The sequence below is a fragment of the Streptomyces sp. NPDC057654 genome (genome assembly GCF_042800135.1).
Lineage (GTDB): Bacteria > Actinomycetota > Actinomycetes > Streptomycetales > Streptomycetaceae > Streptomyces.
This window is the reverse complement of sequence record NZ_JBHVHQ010000085.1, coordinates 1-16,457: the sequence shown is the minus strand read 5'-3', so window position 1 is coordinate 16,457 and position 16,457 is coordinate 1. Positions and strand designations below refer to the sequence as shown.

At 72.1% G+C, this 16,457-nt stretch carries 12 protein-coding genes and 1 pseudogene; 4 read left to right on the top strand and 9 right to left on the bottom strand.

Annotated elements, in window-relative coordinates; translation table 11 throughout:
• Position 1 precedes the first annotated feature (1 nt).
• Positions 2-1,186, top strand: coding sequence for a methyltransferase (locus ACFU99_RS10035; RefSeq protein ID WP_384388509.1), 1,185 nt, complete (start codon positions 2-4; stop codon positions 1,184-1,186).
• Positions 1,187-1,228: 42 nt separating this feature from the next.
• Here ACFU99_RS10035 and recQ read toward each other — a convergent pair whose 3' ends face one another.
• Positions 1,229-3,304: a DNA helicase RecQ gene (gene recQ / locus ACFU99_RS10030; RefSeq protein ID WP_384388507.1), complete on the bottom strand. Its 2,076-nt coding sequence runs from the start codon at positions 3,302-3,304 to the stop codon at positions 1,229-1,231.
• 160 nt (positions 3,305-3,464) lie between these two features.
• Here recQ and ACFU99_RS10025 point away from each other — a divergent pair, with 160 nt between their 5' ends.
• On the top strand, positions 3,465-3,779 hold the full coding sequence (locus tag ACFU99_RS10025) for a hypothetical protein (protein ID WP_384388504.1): 315 nt from the start codon (positions 3,465-3,467) through the stop codon (positions 3,777-3,779).
• Between the two features lie 105 nt (positions 3,780-3,884).
• Complete coding sequence (locus ACFU99_RS10020; RefSeq protein ID WP_384388501.1) at positions 3,885-4,523, top strand: GNAT family N-acetyltransferase; 639 nt, start codon at positions 3,885-3,887, stop codon at positions 4,521-4,523.
• A 4-nt stretch (positions 4,524-4,527) separates the two neighbouring features.
• Here the strand turns inward: ACFU99_RS10020 and ACFU99_RS10015 are convergent, their stop codons facing one another.
• The 3 genes and pseudogenes from ACFU99_RS10015 to ACFU99_RS10005 all read right to left on the bottom strand — a co-directional run bounded on the left by ACFU99_RS10015 (position 4,528) and on the right by ACFU99_RS10005 (position 8,282).
• Positions 4,528-6,654 (bottom strand): restriction endonuclease, encoded by a 2,127-nt coding sequence (locus ACFU99_RS10015; protein WP_384388499.1) that lies wholly within the window; start codon positions 6,652-6,654, stop codon positions 4,528-4,530.
• A gap of 215 nt (positions 6,655-6,869) precedes the next feature.
• A pseudogene (locus ACFU99_RS10010) lies at positions 6,870-6,974 on the bottom strand (GNAT family N-acetyltransferase); the annotation flags it as partial.
• Positions 6,975-7,001: 27 nt separating this feature from the next.
• On the bottom strand, positions 7,002-8,282 hold the full coding sequence (locus tag ACFU99_RS10005; protein WP_384388496.1) for an XRE family transcriptional regulator: 1,281 nt from the start codon (positions 8,280-8,282) through the stop codon (positions 7,002-7,004).
• A 233-nt stretch (positions 8,283-8,515) separates the two neighbouring features.
• Here ACFU99_RS10005 and ACFU99_RS10000 point away from each other — a divergent pair, with 233 nt between their 5' ends.
• A complete protein-coding gene (locus ACFU99_RS10000) occupies positions 8,516-8,962 on the top strand; it encodes an ATP-binding protein (protein ID WP_384388493.1) in 447 nt (148 codons plus the stop codon).
• Positions 8,963-9,201: 239 nt separating this feature from the next.
• Here ACFU99_RS10000 and ACFU99_RS09995 read toward each other — a convergent pair whose 3' ends face one another.
• From ACFU99_RS09995 to ACFU99_RS09975, 5 genes are all read right to left on the bottom strand, one after another.
• Complete coding sequence (locus ACFU99_RS09995; protein ID WP_384388491.1) at positions 9,202-9,636, bottom strand: winged helix-turn-helix transcriptional regulator; 435 nt, start codon at positions 9,634-9,636, stop codon at positions 9,202-9,204.
• A gap of 273 nt (positions 9,637-9,909) precedes the next feature.
• Positions 9,910-11,016: a thiopeptide maturation pyridine synthase gene (locus ACFU99_RS09990; protein WP_384388488.1), complete on the bottom strand. Its 1,107-nt coding sequence runs from the start codon at positions 11,014-11,016 to the stop codon at positions 9,910-9,912.
• Entirely contained in the window at positions 11,013-13,481 is a 2,469-nt protein-coding gene (locus tag ACFU99_RS09985; protein WP_384388485.1) for a lantibiotic dehydratase, read from the bottom strand. The genes ACFU99_RS09990 and ACFU99_RS09985 overlap by 4 nt, the downstream gene beginning before the upstream one ends.
• The gene (locus ACFU99_RS09980) at positions 13,478-15,361 is read right to left on the bottom strand and encodes a TOMM precursor leader peptide-binding protein (RefSeq protein ID WP_384388482.1); all 1,884 of its coding nucleotides are present in this window, start codon (positions 15,359-15,361) and stop codon (positions 13,478-13,480) included. Before ACFU99_RS09980 ends, ACFU99_RS09985 begins: the two co-directional genes overlap by 4 nt.
• A 13-nt stretch (positions 15,362-15,374) precedes the next feature.
• Positions 15,375-16,457, bottom strand: a 1,083-nt coding sequence (locus ACFU99_RS09975; RefSeq protein WP_384388479.1) for a nitroreductase family protein, incomplete at its 5' end; no start/stop codon positions are given.

The following is a 16,457-nucleotide window of genomic DNA, read 5'->3' as shown; positions in this document are numbered from 1 at the left end:
CCTGAGAGGCCCTCCGCTGAGTACGCACCAGAGCACGTATCAGACGATTCGCTGGACCGACGGGGACGAGGCGCGGCGCTCGGCCCGCTGGCGTTCCGAGAGCGCCGCGCCGCCGCCCGCCCGGGTACGGCTCGCGGACGACCGGATGACGGCCGACGAGGCGTACCGGCTCGCCTGCGAGGGCACCGCGCTGCTGTGGCACGGCGACTTCCAGGGGGCCCGGCAGCTGCTGGGCGCGATGGCCCGGCGCGTCGACCGCGGCCCGCGCCGCAAGCGCTCGGCGCGCCCGCCCGCCGCCTCGCCCGCCGAGGCGTTCCACCGGCACCGCCAGGCGCAGCAGCGGCGCGCCCGCGTCCTCGGCATGCTGCTCGTGCCGATCGACGCCGACCACACCATCGCGCTCCGGCGCGCGCCGGACGTACGGGAGGCGTGCGCACAGGCGTACGGGCCGCCCGACGGCCCCAGTGTGGCGTCGCTGCGGGAGGTGCTGGGGCTGATCGGCGCGTACGAGTGGCGGCGCGGCGGCGTGCCCGTACCGGCGCTTGGCGGGGACCGCGTGCACCCGCACTACGGGGTGTTCTCGCCGGTCAGGGGCGAGTACGTGGACCTGGTCGCGGATGCCGCGCTGCCCGCGGGCACGGCCCTCGCGTACGACGTCGGCACGGGTACGGGCGTGCTCGCCGCGCTGCTGGCCCGCCGGGGCGTGCGGCGGGTGGTGGCGACCGACCTCGATCCGCGCGCGCTGGCCTGCGCGCGCGAGAACGCGGAGCGGCTGCGGGTCGCCGACCGCGTCGAGGTGATACGCGCCGACCTGTTCCCGCCGGGCCCGGCACAGCTGATCGTCTGCAACCCGCCGTGGGTCCCGGCCCGCCCCACCTCGCCCGTGGAGCACGCCGTGTACGACCCGGACAGCCGCATGCTCCACGGCTTCCTCGACGGCCTCGCCGCCCATCTGTCACCGGGCGGCGAGGGCTGGCTGATCCTCTCCGACCTGGCCGAACACCTCGGGCTCCGCACCCGCGCGGAACTGCTGGCCGCCATCGAGGGCGCGGGCCTGCGCGTACTCGACCGTACGGGCGTCAAGCCCCGCCACGCCCGCGCCACCGACCCCGACGATCCGCTGCACGAGGCGCGCGCGGCGGAGGTCACGTCGCTGTGGCGGCTGGCGGCGGCACGGGAGGGGTGAGGCGGCGGTCCCGTACGGGCCCCGTACGGCCCCTCCAAGGGCTCAGAAACCGGGGTCGTCGGGCTCCTCGAAGTCGGGTTCGTCGGCGTCGGTGGGCCAGCCGGAATCGGGGGTGGACCGGGCGGCGGGGGCAGGGCGAGTGGGGGCGGTACGCGGCCGGGCGGGCGTGCTGGGCTGCGGCGTCGCGCCGGTTTCGGCTCCCTGGGCGCCCTGCGGTTCACTGGCATCCGTCCCGGCCAGCAGGTCCAGGATCTGCTGGCCGTACTTGGCGAGCTTGTTCTCGCCGACGCCGTTGACCGCGCCGAGCCCGGCCATCGACGTCGGGACGGCGGTCGCGATCTCGCGGAGCGTGGCGTCGTGGAAGATCACGTACGCCGGGACGCCCTGTTCCTTCGCGGTGGCGCCGCGCCAGGCCCGTAGCGCCTCGAAGACCGGCATGGCGGCTTCCGGCAGGTCGACGGGGGCGCGCTTGGCGGACCCCGAGCCCTTCGCGGCCTTGCCGGGCCGCGCCGCGGGCTTGGGCTCGCGCCGCAGCATCACCTGGCGCCGGCCGCCGAGGACCTCGGAGCTGTCGGCGGTGAGCACGAGGGTGCCGTAGTCGCCCTCGACGGTCAGCAGCCCCTGCGCGAGGAGCTGGCGCACCACGCTGTGCCACTCGGGCCCGCTGAGCTCGGAGCCGATGCCGAAGACCGACAGTCCGTCGTGGTCGTGCTGGATGATCTTCGCGGTCTTCTTGCCGGTGAGGATGTCCACGATGTGGCCCGCGCCGAACTTCTGGCGGCGCTCGCGGTCCAGCCGGACCACCGTCGAGAGCACCTTCTGGGCGGGCACCGTGCCGTCCCAGGACTCGGGGGGCGACAGGCAGGTGTCGCAGTTGCCGCACGCGGTGCTCTGCTGCCCGAAGTAGGCCAGCAGCTGGACCCGGCGGCACTCGACCGTCTCGCAGAGCGCGAGCATGGCGTCGAGGTGGACGCCGAGCCGGCGCCGGTGGGCCTGGTCGCCCTCGGAGGTGTCGATCATCCGGCGCTGCTGCACGACGTCCTGGAGCCCGTACGCGAGCCAGGCCGTGGAGGGCAGGCCGTCGCGCCCGGCGCGGCCGGTCTCCTGGTAGTAGCCCTCGACGGATTTCGGCAGGTCGAGGTGGGCGACGAACCGTACGTCGGGCTTGTCGATGCCCATGCCGAAGGCGATCGTGGCGACCATGACCACGCCGTCCTCGCGCAGGAAGCGCGCCTGGTTCTCGGCGCGGACGCGGGCGTCGAGCCCCGCGTGGTACGGCAGGGCCAAGATGCCCTCCTCGGCGAGGAAGGCGGCGGTCTTCTCCACCGAGGACCGCGACAGGCAGTAGACGATGCCCGCGTCGCCGGGGTGCTCGGTGCGCAGCAGGTCGAGCAGCTGGCGCTTGGGGGCGTTCTTCGGGGCGACGCGGTACTGGATGTTGGGCCGGTCGAAGCTGGCCACGAAGTGGCGGGCGTCCTCCAGCTTCAGCCGGGAGGCGATCTCGCGGTGGGTGGCCTCCGTGGCGGTGGCGGTCAGCGCGATGCGCGGCACCTCGGGCCAGCGCTCGTGCAGCGCGGAGAGGGCCAGGTAGTCGGGGCGGAAGTCGTGGCCCCACTGGGCGACGCAGTGCGCCTCGTCGATCGCGAAGAGCGAGATCGTGCCCCGGTCGAGGAGCCGGAGCGTCGATTCGACGCGCAGCCGCTCGGGCGCGAGGTAGAGCAGGTCGATCTCCCCGGCCAGGAACTCGGCCTCGACGAGCCGCCGCTCGTCGAGGTCCTGCGTGGAGTTCAGGAACCCGGCCCGGACGCCGAGCGCGCGCAACGCGTCGACCTGGTCCTGCATGAGCGCGATGAGCGGCGACACGACGATGCCGACGCCCTTCCGCACGAGCGCGGGGATCTGGTAGCAGAGCGACTTCCCGCCGCCGGTCGGCATGAGCACGAGCGCGTCGCCGCCGCCGGCCACATGCTCGATGATCTCCTGCTGACTGCCCCGGAACGCGTCATAGCCGAAGACGCGGTGCAGCACCCCCAGGGCTTCGCTGTTCTCGGACGCGTCGGGGGCGTCGGGGGTGTCGGGCGCCTCGGGCGCGTCGGTGCCGAATTCCAGGGCCGTCATGCAGGCCATCGTAGGAGAGACCACTGACACTCAGGTGGCCGAATGGGATGCCGGGGCGGGGCCGCACGCCGTCACCAGCGCTTTGCTCGCGGATGCTGGAAAATAGGTGATAAGCGCTGTTGACACAGCTATGCAGTGTTATGTCTGGAAGGTGTGGGCGATGGACTGGACGACGTGGACCACGACGGGCGTCATCGCGGGTCCGGGCGGCGTCTCGACGGACGAGGCGGGCACGCTGACCGGGGACATCACGGTGCACACGACCTGGCGTGACGGGGTGGCGTACCTGGCCGTGCAGCACAGCTCCGCGCTGGACTGGTTCACGATGACCGGCAGCCCCGCGCCCGTACCCGATGAGAAGGCCAGCCGGACGCTGCACCAGGCGGCGGTGGAGGCGGTACGGGCGGGGGGCGGCGCGGTGCTGCCGGCGGTGGGCACGGCCCCGGATTCAGGAACGGGTTCGAAGAGGGGCTGAAGCGGCGGGCACGGGCCGGGGGCCTTGATCGTTGTCGGGTTGTCGGGCCCGATGAGCCCGAACCGAGAACCACGTGCGAACGAAACGAACGGACGGCCCGCCCTTATGCCCCTCACCGAGGAAGTGCGCGTACGCCCCGCGACGGGCGAGGACGTGCCCGCCGCCGTACGGACGCTGACCCGCGCGTTCGCCGACTACGCCCTGACCCGCCACGTGGTCGCGGCCGACGACCACGAGAGGCGGGTGGGGCGCACGGAGGAGCTGTTCCTGTCCCGCATCGGGATGGCGTACGGCCGCGTCTGGGTGGCCGACGAGGGCCGCGCCGTGGCGGTGTGGACCACGCCGGAGAAGGACCCGAGCCCGGGTTTCGCGGAGATCGGCCCGCAGGTCAGCGAGCTGGCGGGCGACCGCGCCGCGGCCTACGAGGCGGTTGAGGCCGCGCTCGCGCCGCACCGCCCCACCGATCCGGTGTGGTTCCTCGCCGCGGTGGCCGTGGACCCCGAGGCGCAGGGCCGCGGCCTGGGCGGCGCGGTGCTCCGCCCCGGCCTGGAGGCCGCCGCGGCGGCCGGTCACCCCGCCTTCCTGGAGACGTCGAGCGAACGGAACGTGCGGTTCTACGAACGGCTCGGCTTCACGGTCACGGCGGACGTACCGCTGCCGGACGGCGGCCCGCGCACGTGGTGCATGCGGCGGGCGGCACCGGTATCGCCGATGCCGCCGCCGTCACCGCTGCCGCCGCTGTAGGGCCCTACGCCACCTCGATGCCGAACTCCTGGACCAGCTCCTCCAGGCCGCCCTTGTACCCCTTGCCGCCGACGACGAAGTCCCAGTCGCCGCCGGAGCGGCGGCGGAAGGAGCCCAGGACGAGGGCGGTCTCGCCCGGTCGCCCGTCGGAGACCTCCAACTGATCCAGCGGGGCCCCGGACGGGTCCAGCAGTCGGATGCCGGCCGCCGTGAAGCCGGACAGATCGGCGTCGGGGTTGGCCACGGGGTCGACCGCGGCGACGATGACGAGGCGGTCGGCGTGCGCGGGCAGGGCGTCGAAGGCGACGCGGACGGCGGCCTTGTCCGGCGCCACGGGCGTCAGCGCGCGGACCGTGCCGTCGGGGGTGCGGGGGTTGTTGAAGAAGACGAAGTGGTCGTCGTCCAGGACACGGCCGCCGCGGCAGACGAGGGCGCATACGTCCAGGGCGACGCCGCCCGACCAGTACATGCCCAGGATGTTGTGCTCGTCCTCGGCGGTCTCAGCCGTAGGCGCTTGTGGGGGTGCGGGTTCGGGCGCCGGTCGCTGGGCGGGCACCGAGCGCGCATCGCCCCCGCTTAGCCGCTCGCCCAGCCGCCCGCGCAGCCCATGCCGGTGCAGCAGATCGACCAGTTCGGCGCCCGACACCAATTCCAGCGGCTTTCCATTGGCGAAGGTGTGCGAGCCGGGCCCGAAACCGGAAGTCGTCACCAGCACGCCCTTGTTGGCGCCGGCGTCCTGGACGGTGCCGTACAGATCGCGGACGGCGGTCGGGGGCACCGTATTGCGGTACCGCTTGACCTGGACGACGATTTTCCCGCCGCGAATAGGGGCCGGGTCCAGCGCGTCGACGTCCACGCCGCCGTCGTTGGAACGCTGAGTCATCACGGCCTGCATCCCCATGGCCCGGAAGAGCTCCGCGACCAGGGACTCGAAAGCGACGGGATCCATGTCGTACAGATCCGGCTCCTCGCCGCCGCCGTGGGTGACGACGCCGTCGCCGATGTCCTCGGGCGCCCGGCCGGGCCGTACCCCCGCCGCCTGGTCGGGGCGCGCCGAGAGCTGCCCCCGGCACCCGTCCACCAGACAGTCGACGGCCTGCACCTGCTCCAGCCGCAGGGCGGCGAAGGTGGAGCGCGACACCATGACCGTGGCGAGGAAGATCCGCGCCTGCCGGCCCGTAGCGGGGTCGTTGTCGTCCACGAAGCCGTTCAGCGCGACCGATTCCAGCGCGCCGAATCCGTCCGCCTCGTCCGCCGCGAAAAGGTCGCGCAGCACCAGCAGCATGCACTGCGCGAGCACGTCCCGGTACAGCGCGCGCCGCTGGGTCGCCGACCGGGCCACTTCCTTGTCCTGATCGGCATTGATCATGTAGCGCACCGACTTCACCGCCGGGACGACGTCGAAGGCGGGCAGCTCCCAATTGAGCACCAATTGCCGGGCGGCGGAGTCATAGGCCGCGGTCACCTGGCGCGGTAAATCCTCGGGCCATCCCGCGGAGGCGTACAGAGCGGCGGAGAAATACTCGACCGCGGCCTCGGAATCGCCCTCGCGAAGCGCGGCCGTCATCTCGGCGATGTCGGCGTTGTGCCGCCGCACCTCCTCCGACTGGGCGTGGACGCGCATCTCGTACTGCGTCCGGTAGGCGGCCAACTGCTGCTGCCGCAGGGCCTCCGCGTCCCGCGCGGCCCGCAGATCGAGCTCGTACCGGGCCCGCGCCTCCGCCTCGGCCTGGGCCCGCCGGGCAGCGGTCCACCCGCCGGACGACGGATACCGGGCGGGGTCCGGCATCGGTACGGGCTGGGCGAGCGCGCCGGGGGAGAAGGGCTCGACGTGCTCGGGCCGGGTCAGCAGCCGCGCGCTGAACGCCGGAGCCCGGCACCCGGCGGCCAACAGCCCCTGCAACGCCGTGACCCGCGCCTCCAACTCCTCGGTCCGCCGCCACGCCTCGGCCTCCCGCTGCTGCCGGTAGGCCATGCGCTGCTCGCGGTACCCGCGCGCCACCTCCCGCTGCCGCGCCCGCTCCCGCCGCTCCTGCTCCCGCTCGAACCGGGCCTGCGCCTCAACCCGCCGCTGCTGCTGACGCTGCGCCTCAGCCCATATCCCGACCAACCCACTGGACCGTCGACTCATCCTCTACAGGCCCTCCCCTAGACCTAGACCCCTAGTTTCCGCCCACCGTCCCCGCCGCGACAACCTGCGGTAACGCACAGAATCCCACTGCCATGCGCCTTCCAGCTCGCCGGGGTCGAGCAACGTGAATGGGGGACTGCGCTGCTTTGGTACTTGCTGAATGGGCTGGGTCAGCGGCTGGCGCGGATCATCACGGTAAGGGCGGGTGAGGCTGGTTAGGGCTGGCTCTGGCCGATGTCCATGTACCCCCATGACTTGTACAGGGCGTGGACCTTTCCTTCACCGGCAGCGGGATCGACCATGAGGATGGCGTAGGGCTCTCGCAGTTGGACGGGAGGGCGCCGCGGCTATGCGATTGTCCTCCACGCCGCGGTGTGCTCGGTCCAGGTCTGCGCGGCGGTACTGCCTGGGGCAGTGGCACACAGCGTGATGCCGAACCCTTGCAACATGTGGGCTACCCGTGCGTGCCGGGTGGCGATGTCGGTAGGGACCTTCATCGCCGTGGCGGTGGCCAGTTCGCAGTCTCCCTGCCCGAGTTGGGCAGTGGCGAGACGGGCGGTGTTGATGGCGCGGTCGCGCCGCATCTGGGGACGGAGCAAGGTCAGACTCCGGTGAGCATGGGTTTCAGCTCGCTCGAATTTTCCGAGGCGGAAATACGCGGCCAGCGCCAGCGTTTCAAGTTCTGCGCCATTGCGTGCCGCAGTCATCCACACCGGTCGAGCGAGATCCGGATCGGCACGTTCGAACGCGTCTTGAGCGCAACCGAGGGCACGCTGTACGGCCGTGGTGTCGCCGAGGAGGCCGAGCGTGGCGGCCTGGCGGGCATGGCCCAGGCAGGCGAACAGGGGGTCACGGCGTGTGAGGTGCAGGTTGCGGGCCACGTCGTTGGCGGCCAACGCGTCTTCGGGCCGGCCCATGTGCCGGTACATCGTTCCCGCGTGACTCCAGATACGGAACTTGATCGCCGAATCCCCGGAGATCTCGGCGAGGGCCTGGGCCTCGCGCATGTGCGCCTTGGCGTTGTCGAAACGGCGGCCATCGATGGCGGCCCACATCGCGGAGGAACGGAACGCTGCCGCGGAGGCGTAGAGGCTGTTGCGTACGCGTTGGGTGGCGCTGCCCGAGTCTTGAAGACCAAGTGCCTCGTCGGCGAGTGCGGCGGCCTGCTGCTCGGTGCCCAGCCGTCCGCCGTGATGATGGTCGCTGGAGACGATCTGGACGAAGCGCTTCCGTAGGCGGTCTACATCACTCATGCCGATGCGGCGCGGAGCCGCGGCACCGGGGGCGGTTGCCGCGGCGGCTGCCGCAGCAATACCGCCGACGAGAGTGCGACGCTTCATGCCGGGCCCCCGCCGCTCTGAGTTCGAGGTGGATGGGGCCCGGCGCCGTGGCACGAACCCCAGGGCTGTCGCGGGGAGACCGGTGACGTCTTCAAGCGCCTTGCGGGTGGCTGACTTGGGCCACGTGACCCGGCCCGCTTTCCAGTCCCGAACCGATGAACCGTCGAGGCCGCCAAGCCGGCCCGTCAGGCGACCCACGGCTCTGTTCACAGCATCAGCGAAGCTGTTGGAGCTGTAGCCGTGTTCGGTCATCCACGCCTCAAGAGCGGCGTTACGCGTGGTGTCCATCTGCGCACGGTAGCCCTCGTGTCGTCCATTCGTCAGGTGAATACGAGGTCAAATCGCCCTAAGTGGGGCCTTGGGTGCCTGCCTCATCGCCCTGACTGAGCCGGCCTGATTCGGGGTTATCTGTTTGCTGGTCGCCCGTCATCGCCGTACGGGCGACTGTTGACGGCCCGCCCGCTCCGAAGCTTTTCGGGAATGCGAGTCGGGCACCGAGACGACACGAAGGCTCCACCGCAATGACGAGTCTCAGTAAGTCTGTTCAGGCCGCCTGCGTCGGCCGTCCCGTCTACAGTCAGACCTTCCCTTGTGAGCCGCCCACGGCCGAGATCGGCCGCAAGATCGTCCGGGATGTCCTCGGCGTATGGCATCTCAAGGACCTCTCCGACCGTGCCGCCCTGGTCGTCACGGAACTGATCGCGAATGCCGTCGGGCACACCCCGTGCCGCGAAATCCGCCTCATCGTCGGAAGGCCGTCGCCGGAATGGGTGCGCGTCGCGGTCGTGGACCGGGAGCCGTCGCGTCTGCCGGCTCTCAGTCGGGCCGCGTTCGATGACGAGTCCGGCCGCGGTCTGCTTCTCATCAATGCGCTGGCCGACCGCTGGGGCTGTGACCTGCGCGGTTCCGGCAGGCGCCCGTGGGGCAAGGAAGTTTGGGCCGAGTTTCGCGTCGAGGGCGACGGGTGAGCGTAAAGGGCGCGGCCTACCAGGCCCTCCCGGAGTTCGTACGTTTGCGGCCACGCCAGCAGATGGGCATGGAATGCATCCTCTGTGCCCGCCCGCTGGGAGCGGGCGGGCGGGTGCTCGGTGAGGCGCGCCACCTGGGTCTGCCGTTCCGGCTCTGGGGCTGTGCGCCGAATTGCCGGGCGGTCCTGTCGGACGGCTGAACGGCTGGGGTGGGAAAGGTTTCGCCCGAGGGGCGGACTTCACGACACCAGCGACACGGGGGAGCCCGAATCAGGTCTGGAGTCCGCGTTCGTACAGCTGTGGCGGCGGTCGTATTCGGCCTGGTGGGCGAGGATTTCGTCGGCGTTCTCGCCGACCCAGGCGTATACCTGGCCGAAGACTTCCCATATGGACTGGCCGAGCGGGGTGCGGGAGTACTCGACGCCGACGGGGGAGGTCGGCAGGACGCGGCGTCTGATCATGCCGTTGCGCTCCAGGCGGCGGAGGGTCTGGGTGAGGACGCGCTGGGTGACGCCTTCCAGGTGGCGCTTTATCTCGTTGAAGCGGCGGGGTTCGTCGAGGACGGCCAGGACTGTCATCGACCACTTGTCGGCGATCTGGTCGAGGATGGGGCGGCTGGGGCCATCGGACCGGTGGACGATGTCGAGGGCGTTACTGGTCTCCAGAGTGGTCATGTCCGTACCCTTCGCGAGCTTTACGATGCTGAACGCGCCTTGCTTTGGTGATGTGTTCATGGCGAGACGTCCTGCCGGGGGCATACGCATGATCTTTCTCAGCGTCGTCGCTCCGAAACTACTGACCCGCCGGGCCGCAGCCGCCCGCCCCGTCGCCGTTCGGCCTTCGACCGTACGGCGGACGCGTGTGATGCACGATGCGGAGGAACTCGCGAGAGGTTTTTATGTAGGTGATTTTGCATGGTCTTGGTGTGGAGATAGAGGGACGGGCGGCTATAGACGGCCGCCGTTGTCCACGAAGCCGATCAGGTCCTCGATGCGGTCCAGCGCGGTCACCCCGTGTACGTCCTCCACGGCGCGGGAGACCACATGGCAGATCAGGTTGCGCTCCCGTTCCCCGATGCCCAGCCGGTACATGTTGAGGTACAGCCAGTTGAGCACCACCCGGTACTGCTGAAACGTGTTCCAGCCGCCCAGCTGGTCCGCCGCCCCCCGGTGGCCGCCCAGCGTCCGGTGGAACGCGCTGCGCTCCGACCACGCGCTCCACGTCGAACCCCACGCCTCCGGAGCACCGTTCTCGTCCCTGTTCAGCGCCAACTCATCCTGCACTATCAGCTTGTTGGCCTCGTCGCGATAGCGGTGCAGCGCGTCCAGGAGCTCCGGATACGGCAGCGTCTCGTGGTAGTCGGCCGCCGCCGTGATCTCCCTGACCCGTCGCCGGAAGTGCTCCGCATTGGCTTCGTAGACCCGGTCGAACCGCTCGCGCAGGGCGTCGGGCAGCTTCGCCAGATAGGCGTCGGCGTGGCCCCGGTAGGACAGATAGCCGTAGGTCACCGGCGGGAGGAAGCGGTGCGCCGCCGCGATGAACAGATCGACCGCCAGCGCCATCTTCGAGCCGCCGCCGCGCACCCGGTCGAGGATGCCGAAGACGATCTCATTGGTGTCCACGTAGTAGTCGGCCAGCAGATCCGCCGCGGCCTGCCCGCCCAGCACGCCCAGGCGCTGGTCGTACGGCTCCGTCTCGATCGTGTTGTTCGCCGCCCATGGGGACAGCGGGCCTTCCTCTCGTTCCTGCTGGGCCAGGCGGACGTGCTGGTCGTGCGCCGCCCGCTCGTCCAAGGCCACCGTGGACGGGTGCGTCCGTACGTACTCCTGGAGCGTCCCGGCGACCGCCGGGGCCACCACGGCCTCGAAGATCCCGGCGCTCGCCCGGATCGGGATACGGACGTGCGGCCCACGCCGCCAGTGCGGCTGGAAGTACACCCGGTCCACCGAAGGCGTCACCGCCGCGATGAACGGGCGCACCGCGTCCAGCAGCAGATCGGTCCGGTCGCTGTCGTGGTGGAAGACGTTCACGCTGCGCCATACGGGCTCTGTCATGTCCTTCTTCCTTCTCGACAGTTCAGCTCTATTACGTACTCGGTCACCCTCGGCACGCCCTCGTGATCCGCTAGCGCCGCCTCCGGCTCCGGCGCGACCTCGTAGAACACCGCCGCGCTGCCCGGGTCCCTGGCCAGGCGCTCGAAGGCCAGCATCAGCGGGGGCGAGCCGACGTCCACGTACAGCGGCTTCCGGGCGCGGTCGCTCGCCGCCGAACCCGTCGCGACGGCGTCCATCCGCAGCACGGACACGAAGAAGCGGGGCGGGATGCCGTGCTCGGTCAGCCACGTCACGACCGTGAGCAGGAACTCCGCGTCGCACTGGCCGGGCGTGCGGCGCGGCAGCGTCCCCGCCTGGGCGACCCACGTGGCGCGGCGGAGCACCACGCGGCCGATGGCCAGCCGCGGCGCGTGCAGGACGCAGCCCTGGCCGCGCCCGGCGCTCGCGTCGTGCTGGAGCGGCTGATCGGGCCGCAGCAGGATGGGGTTCTCGCCGAACGCCTCGACCAGCAGCGCCATGACCGGCGGGAACTGCCGCTCGTACGAGAGTCCGCCGTGCACGGGCCGGACCGCCGAACCGCCGCCATCGGCATCGCCGTCGCCGTCGCCGTCGAATAGGACCGGCAGCCCGTCGTCGCCCACGCCGACCGTCAGCCGGGCGGGCGGCGGGTAGTCGAGCCGGCCGGGGAGGACGAGCTCGCGCTGGTTGAGCGAGGTGGCCAGGGTCTGGGCGAACTCCGCGTACGTCGTGCCGCTCGGGTGCCTAGCCTCTACCGGGAGGGGCTCTTCACCTGATACATGGCGCAGTAGTCGACTTGTCTGGGAACGGCCCCTTCCAAAGCCCGAGTTCACCGCGTTTACTGTCAACTCGCCGCTCAGTAGCGAGTATTGGGCGTACACCGCTACCGACCCCACCGGGCCCACCCACTCCGGCAGCCCGTCCAGCACCCGCGCCAGCCGCCTCCGGTCCGGCAGCGCACCCCGGACCTCGGCGATCAGGTCGACCAGGCGGCGCACCTCCGGGACCGGGCTCGCCGAGAGCGTGCCCGTCAGCCCGCTCATATCGAAGGCGACGGCGGCCGGGTGCAGCCGCATGACCTCGTGTCCGTCCCGGACCAGCTCCGCGTAGAACCGGTCGAACGGCACCGGCGCCCCCGTCCCGAACCGCTCCCGTACGAACGCGGCGACCGCCAGCTTGAAGGGCAGCGTGTGATCGAAGACCGCGAGCGCCCGGCAGGCGGCGGCCAGGTCGTCCAGGACCTCCTGCCACGCGGGCAGCCCCGCTTCGACCACGACGCCGGGGATGACGGACTGCTCGGTCACGACGTCCCGGAGTTTGCCGGTGACGCCGAGGGTCTGGAGCTGTTCGTACAGGACCGGTCCCAGCGCGACCCGGTCCGTGCCGTTCGCGCTCCCGTATGTACGCAGGGTGTCTCGGAGAGGGGCCAGCGCTGGAGCCCGGTCCGCCAGCCGTCCCAACGGGTCGACTCCGTGCTCGTCGAAGTCGGGACGTATCAGGAGCAGCCCGGCCGCGATGAGTCGGCGCAGGTAGCCGATTGCCTTCTCCGGCGGCGCGGGGAAGGCCGCCGTCAGCTCGGCGAGCGTCGGCGGCTGATCGGCGGCGGTGGCAGTGGCGGCGGTCGCGCGCAGGCAGTGCCGCAGGGCCGGGGTCAGTGGCAGGCTGAGCAGTTCCTCGGCCGGCGCCGGGCCGATGAACCGCACGGCGTCGGCCACCACACGCGCGCTCGGATTGACGCGCACGCGGACGCGTACGTCCGTCAGCTCGGCGGCCAGCGGAGTGAGAACCGACAGGTCGAGTTCCACGACCGAACGGGGCCGCTCCGTCGCGGTCCACCGCAGCGCCGGGCCCTCCGGTACGTACCGGCCGAGGCCGCCGGCGGTGAACGTGCTGAACGGGCTGGTCTTGACGGCCGCACGCGCGGCGTAGACCGCCAGCCGGGTCAGCTCCTTCCGCCCCGGACCGCGCCGCAGCGCCTCATGGAGGGTGGGGCTGGCGTGCGCGAGCCCCTGGCCGAAGCGCGGGTCGGTCCCGACCTCCCGCAGGCTGTCCGCGACGGAATCCTCCGCCTCGGCCAGTACGGTCGGGAGCTGGGCCCGGTCGGAGCGGTACTGCGACACCGCCACCCCGAACTCCGCGACAGCAGAAGCCAGTTCAGGGCCGAGGGCGCCTGCTACCAGCGGCTCCGCCAGCAGCCGCCCCGGATCGCGCCATTGGTGCACGGCCCGCCGCAGCGCGACCAGCTTCGGCTTCGCGGCCGGGTCCGACAGCGCCCCGATCACGCTGTGGCAGCGGTCGGACAGCTCCGCCGCACGGACCGTCAGCTCGACCGCCGTACGGACCGAGGCCAGCAGCGCGTCCCGCAGCCGCTGGTCGGTGAGCCGGTCGAGCACGGTCGCGGGCAGCCCCGCGACGCGTACCCCGAAGGCAGTGGCGTGATCGGTCACGGGAAGGGGTGGGGGTAGGGGTTGATGTCCGCGTCCGTCAGCGGGCGCTGCGCGTATCCGAGCCGGTGGGGGACCTCCCGCAGCCGGGGCAGCCCGGTGATCCGCCGGTTGCGGTGGCCGAAGGTCATCGGCAGCGCGCCGGGTGCGATCACCTTCACGCAGCGCAGGCCGGCGGCCTCGTGCAGCGGCGACGTCTGGTCGACGGCCACCACGTCCATGCCGCCCGCCAGCATCCGGCCGACCGCCTCGGCGAGGTCGTCCCGCAGATCGGTGTGGAGCGGCCAGGGCCCGTGGCCGGGCCGGCCCGAACCGCCCCCGCGCCCCACCCGGTCCCACCCCGTCACCCGGTCGCCGTCGAGCAGGAACGAGAAGCGCTCGTACGCCTCCGGCGTCGCGCCGCACAGCGCGTGATCGGGCATGATGCGCACCAGGTCGGGATCGGCGGCCATCCGCCGGGCCCGGTCCGCCTCGGCGGCGTACCGCACCAGCTCCTGCTCGACGATGGGCGCCAGCTCCCCGAGCGAGGTGAGCACGGCGGAGACCGGGTCCAGCGCCGAGCCGCTGGTGCAGATGACCTTCGGCCGCGCGTCGTCGCCGACGGTGTCCTCGGCCAGCACCCAGAACGCGGGAATCCCCTCGGCCAGCGTCATGTCGAAGACCCGCACCCGGTACCCGGTGCGCTCCAGGCGCTCCACGACCAGCTTGATGCGCGGGTCGGGCGCGCGGGCGAGGTCCACCTCCGGTACGGGCAGCCGCGCGTACCACGTCATCAGGAACGCGTCGCGTTCGACGACCTCCAGGATGCCGTGCAGGACCGCCTCCTCCAGGCAGCCGCCGAGCGCGCAGCCGTTGGAGATCTCGAAGGTGAACGGCTTGTCCGGGCGGACCGCGCCGGGCCGCAGCGCCGTCCGGTAGTACGCGTGGTTCTCGGGTACGAGCACGGGCCGGGCCTCGCGGAAGGAGTACCCCCACACCCAGTCGGCCACCGCGTCCTCGGTGAACGGCCGGTACGCGCAGTCCGGCTCCTCGTAGCGGTCCGGGGGGAACAGGCCGAGCGAGCGCGGATCGAGGGCGTCCCCGGCCAACTCGGCGTAGCTGCCGCGTACGGTCGTCCGCTTGCCCCACGGCCACTGGCCGCCGAGCCTCTCCAGAGCCTCGGCGACGGCGGTGGTCCGGCAGGACGCGAAGTCGCGGGTGCGCCCGAACCCCGCCTCGCCGCGGTAGCCGTACTCCGTCAGCACCGCCTCGGCCAGCGGGAACAGCGCGTCGCGCAGCCCGCTCGGCGGGGCGACGACGCCGGTCTCGGCGTCCACGTACAGCCCGGTCAGCCGGGGCTCGGACAGCTCGCGGATCCGGGACGCGCCCGCGTGCGGCTTGGGCCGCGACTGGGGCGTGATCGAGGCCCGTACGGCCGTGTCGTCGGGCAGCGCGCCGCAGAGCTCGCACAGCGGGTCCGGGAGGAACGCGTGCCGGGTCAGGGAGAGGTCCCGCAGATCGAGGTACCAGCAGCAGTCCCCGGCCGCGCCCGAGTGCAGCAGCTCGCGCACGGCGTCGGCGGCGAACCCCGACAGCCAGTCGGAGGGCCGCGACGCGATCCGGTCCACCTTCCTCAACTCCGCCGTGTGCTGGTCGCGTTGGGGTGCGGCGGCCCGCCAGGTCTGTACGCACCGGGCGCAGCCGGGCTCGCCGGGGCGGACGACCGGGCCGATCACGACCCGGCCGAGTTCGGTCCACACCGGCAGCCAGGGCTCGCCCCGGTCGTGCGCGGCGGGCCAGCCGCCGGTGTCCCAGCCGTCGTGCGCCACCACCAGCGTCGACGGCGGCGGGCGCAGGGCGATGGCGTCGGCGAGCAGCCCGTCGCCGATTACCGTCTTGCTCACGCGTGGTTCCCCTTCACCAAGTCAGCCGGAACTCGGGGCGCAGCCCGGCCGGGTGCTCCGCGCCCAGCTGGGCCATCAGCAGGCTCCGCTTGCGCCCTTCCAGGCCGAACCAGCCGTCCAGCAGATGAGTGAGCACGTCGTTCTGGATGCGGCTGGCCACGTCGACCGCCGCGGCGGCGAGGCACGCGCGGTGCAGCGCGGCGCCCGCGGCGGCCTGCTGCACGCGGTACCAGCGCGCGCCGAACCGCTGCTCGGCCGCCGCCGCGTCGCCCACCGGCAGCAGCCACAGGTTTCCCGTGCGCGCGCCCTGCTGGGTCAGCGCGGCGAGCGCCGCCTCGCGCAGCCGCTGCCGGGGGTCGCCCTCGCTCACCAGCTCCAGCTGATGCTCGTCGGGAAGGTAGCGGTAGGCCCCGGACGGTACGCCCGGCACGTCGGCTATCACGCAGTAGAACTCGACCAGGTTCGCCGGGAGGTCCCAGCGCTCCTGCCGGCCGTATGCGGCGAGGATCGCGGCCAGCGCGCCCGCCGGCATCGGCTCGCCGCTGAAGCCGCGCATGGCCGCGTGCCGGGTCCGGGTACCGGCCCGCAGATCCGGTACGGCGTGCGGCAGCGTGATCCGTTGAGGTTCTGCCGCTATTTCTTCCGATTCTTTCGATTCTTCCGCCGAAGGGGTCTCCGACTCCGACTCGGCCTCGGACTCCGACTCCGCCCCCGCCTCGGACTCGGGCTCCGCGTCCGGTACGTCCTCCGGTACCGCCGCCGGCCGCAGCGGCTCCACCCCCGGCCGGCTCTGCGCGAGTACGGCCGCGTGCGCGCCCGCCGCGCGCGGGAAGGCCGCCAGCGACGGGCCGCCGAAGGCGGCGGGGACCGGGGGCACCAGCTCGACGATCGCGTGCACCCCCTCCTCGCGCGGGTCGAGCCCCAGCAGCTCCGTGACGTCGGCGTCGGGGAAGCACATGCGGGCCGTGGCGTTCTGGCCGTCCGCGACGGCCAGCGCCTGCGCGACCTGGATGCCGGACTCCAGGCAGGCGAGGCGGTAGTACATCTCGCCGTACTTGGCGGCCAGCCGCCAGAAGACATTGGTCTGCACGAGGAC

Coding starts and splice junctions, on each gene's coding strand:
- recQ (WP_384388507.1), bottom strand. CDS start 3,304: ATGACGGCCCTGGAATTCGGCACCGACGCGCCCGAGGCGCCCGACACC.
- ACFU99_RS10025 (WP_384388504.1), top strand. CDS start 3,465: ATGGACTGGACGACGTGGACCACGACGGGCGTCATCGCGGGTCCGGGC.
- ACFU99_RS10020 (WP_384388501.1), top strand. CDS start 3,885: ATGCCCCTCACCGAGGAAGTGCGCGTACGCCCCGCGACGGGCGAGGAC.
- ACFU99_RS10015 (WP_384388499.1), bottom strand. CDS start 6,654: ATGAGTCGACGGTCCAGTGGGTTGGTCGGGATATGGGCTGAGGCGCAG.
- ACFU99_RS10005 (WP_384388496.1), bottom strand. CDS start 8,282: ATGGACACCACGCGTAACGCCGCTCTTGAGGCGTGGATGACCGAACAC.
- ACFU99_RS10000 (WP_384388493.1), top strand. CDS start 8,516: ATGACGAGTCTCAGTAAGTCTGTTCAGGCCGCCTGCGTCGGCCGTCCC.
- ACFU99_RS09995 (WP_384388491.1), bottom strand. CDS start 9,636: ATGACCACTCTGGAGACCAGTAACGCCCTCGACATCGTCCACCGGTCC.
- ACFU99_RS09990 (WP_384388488.1), bottom strand. CDS start 11,016: ATGACAGAGCCCGTATGGCGCAGCGTGAACGTCTTCCACCACGACAGC.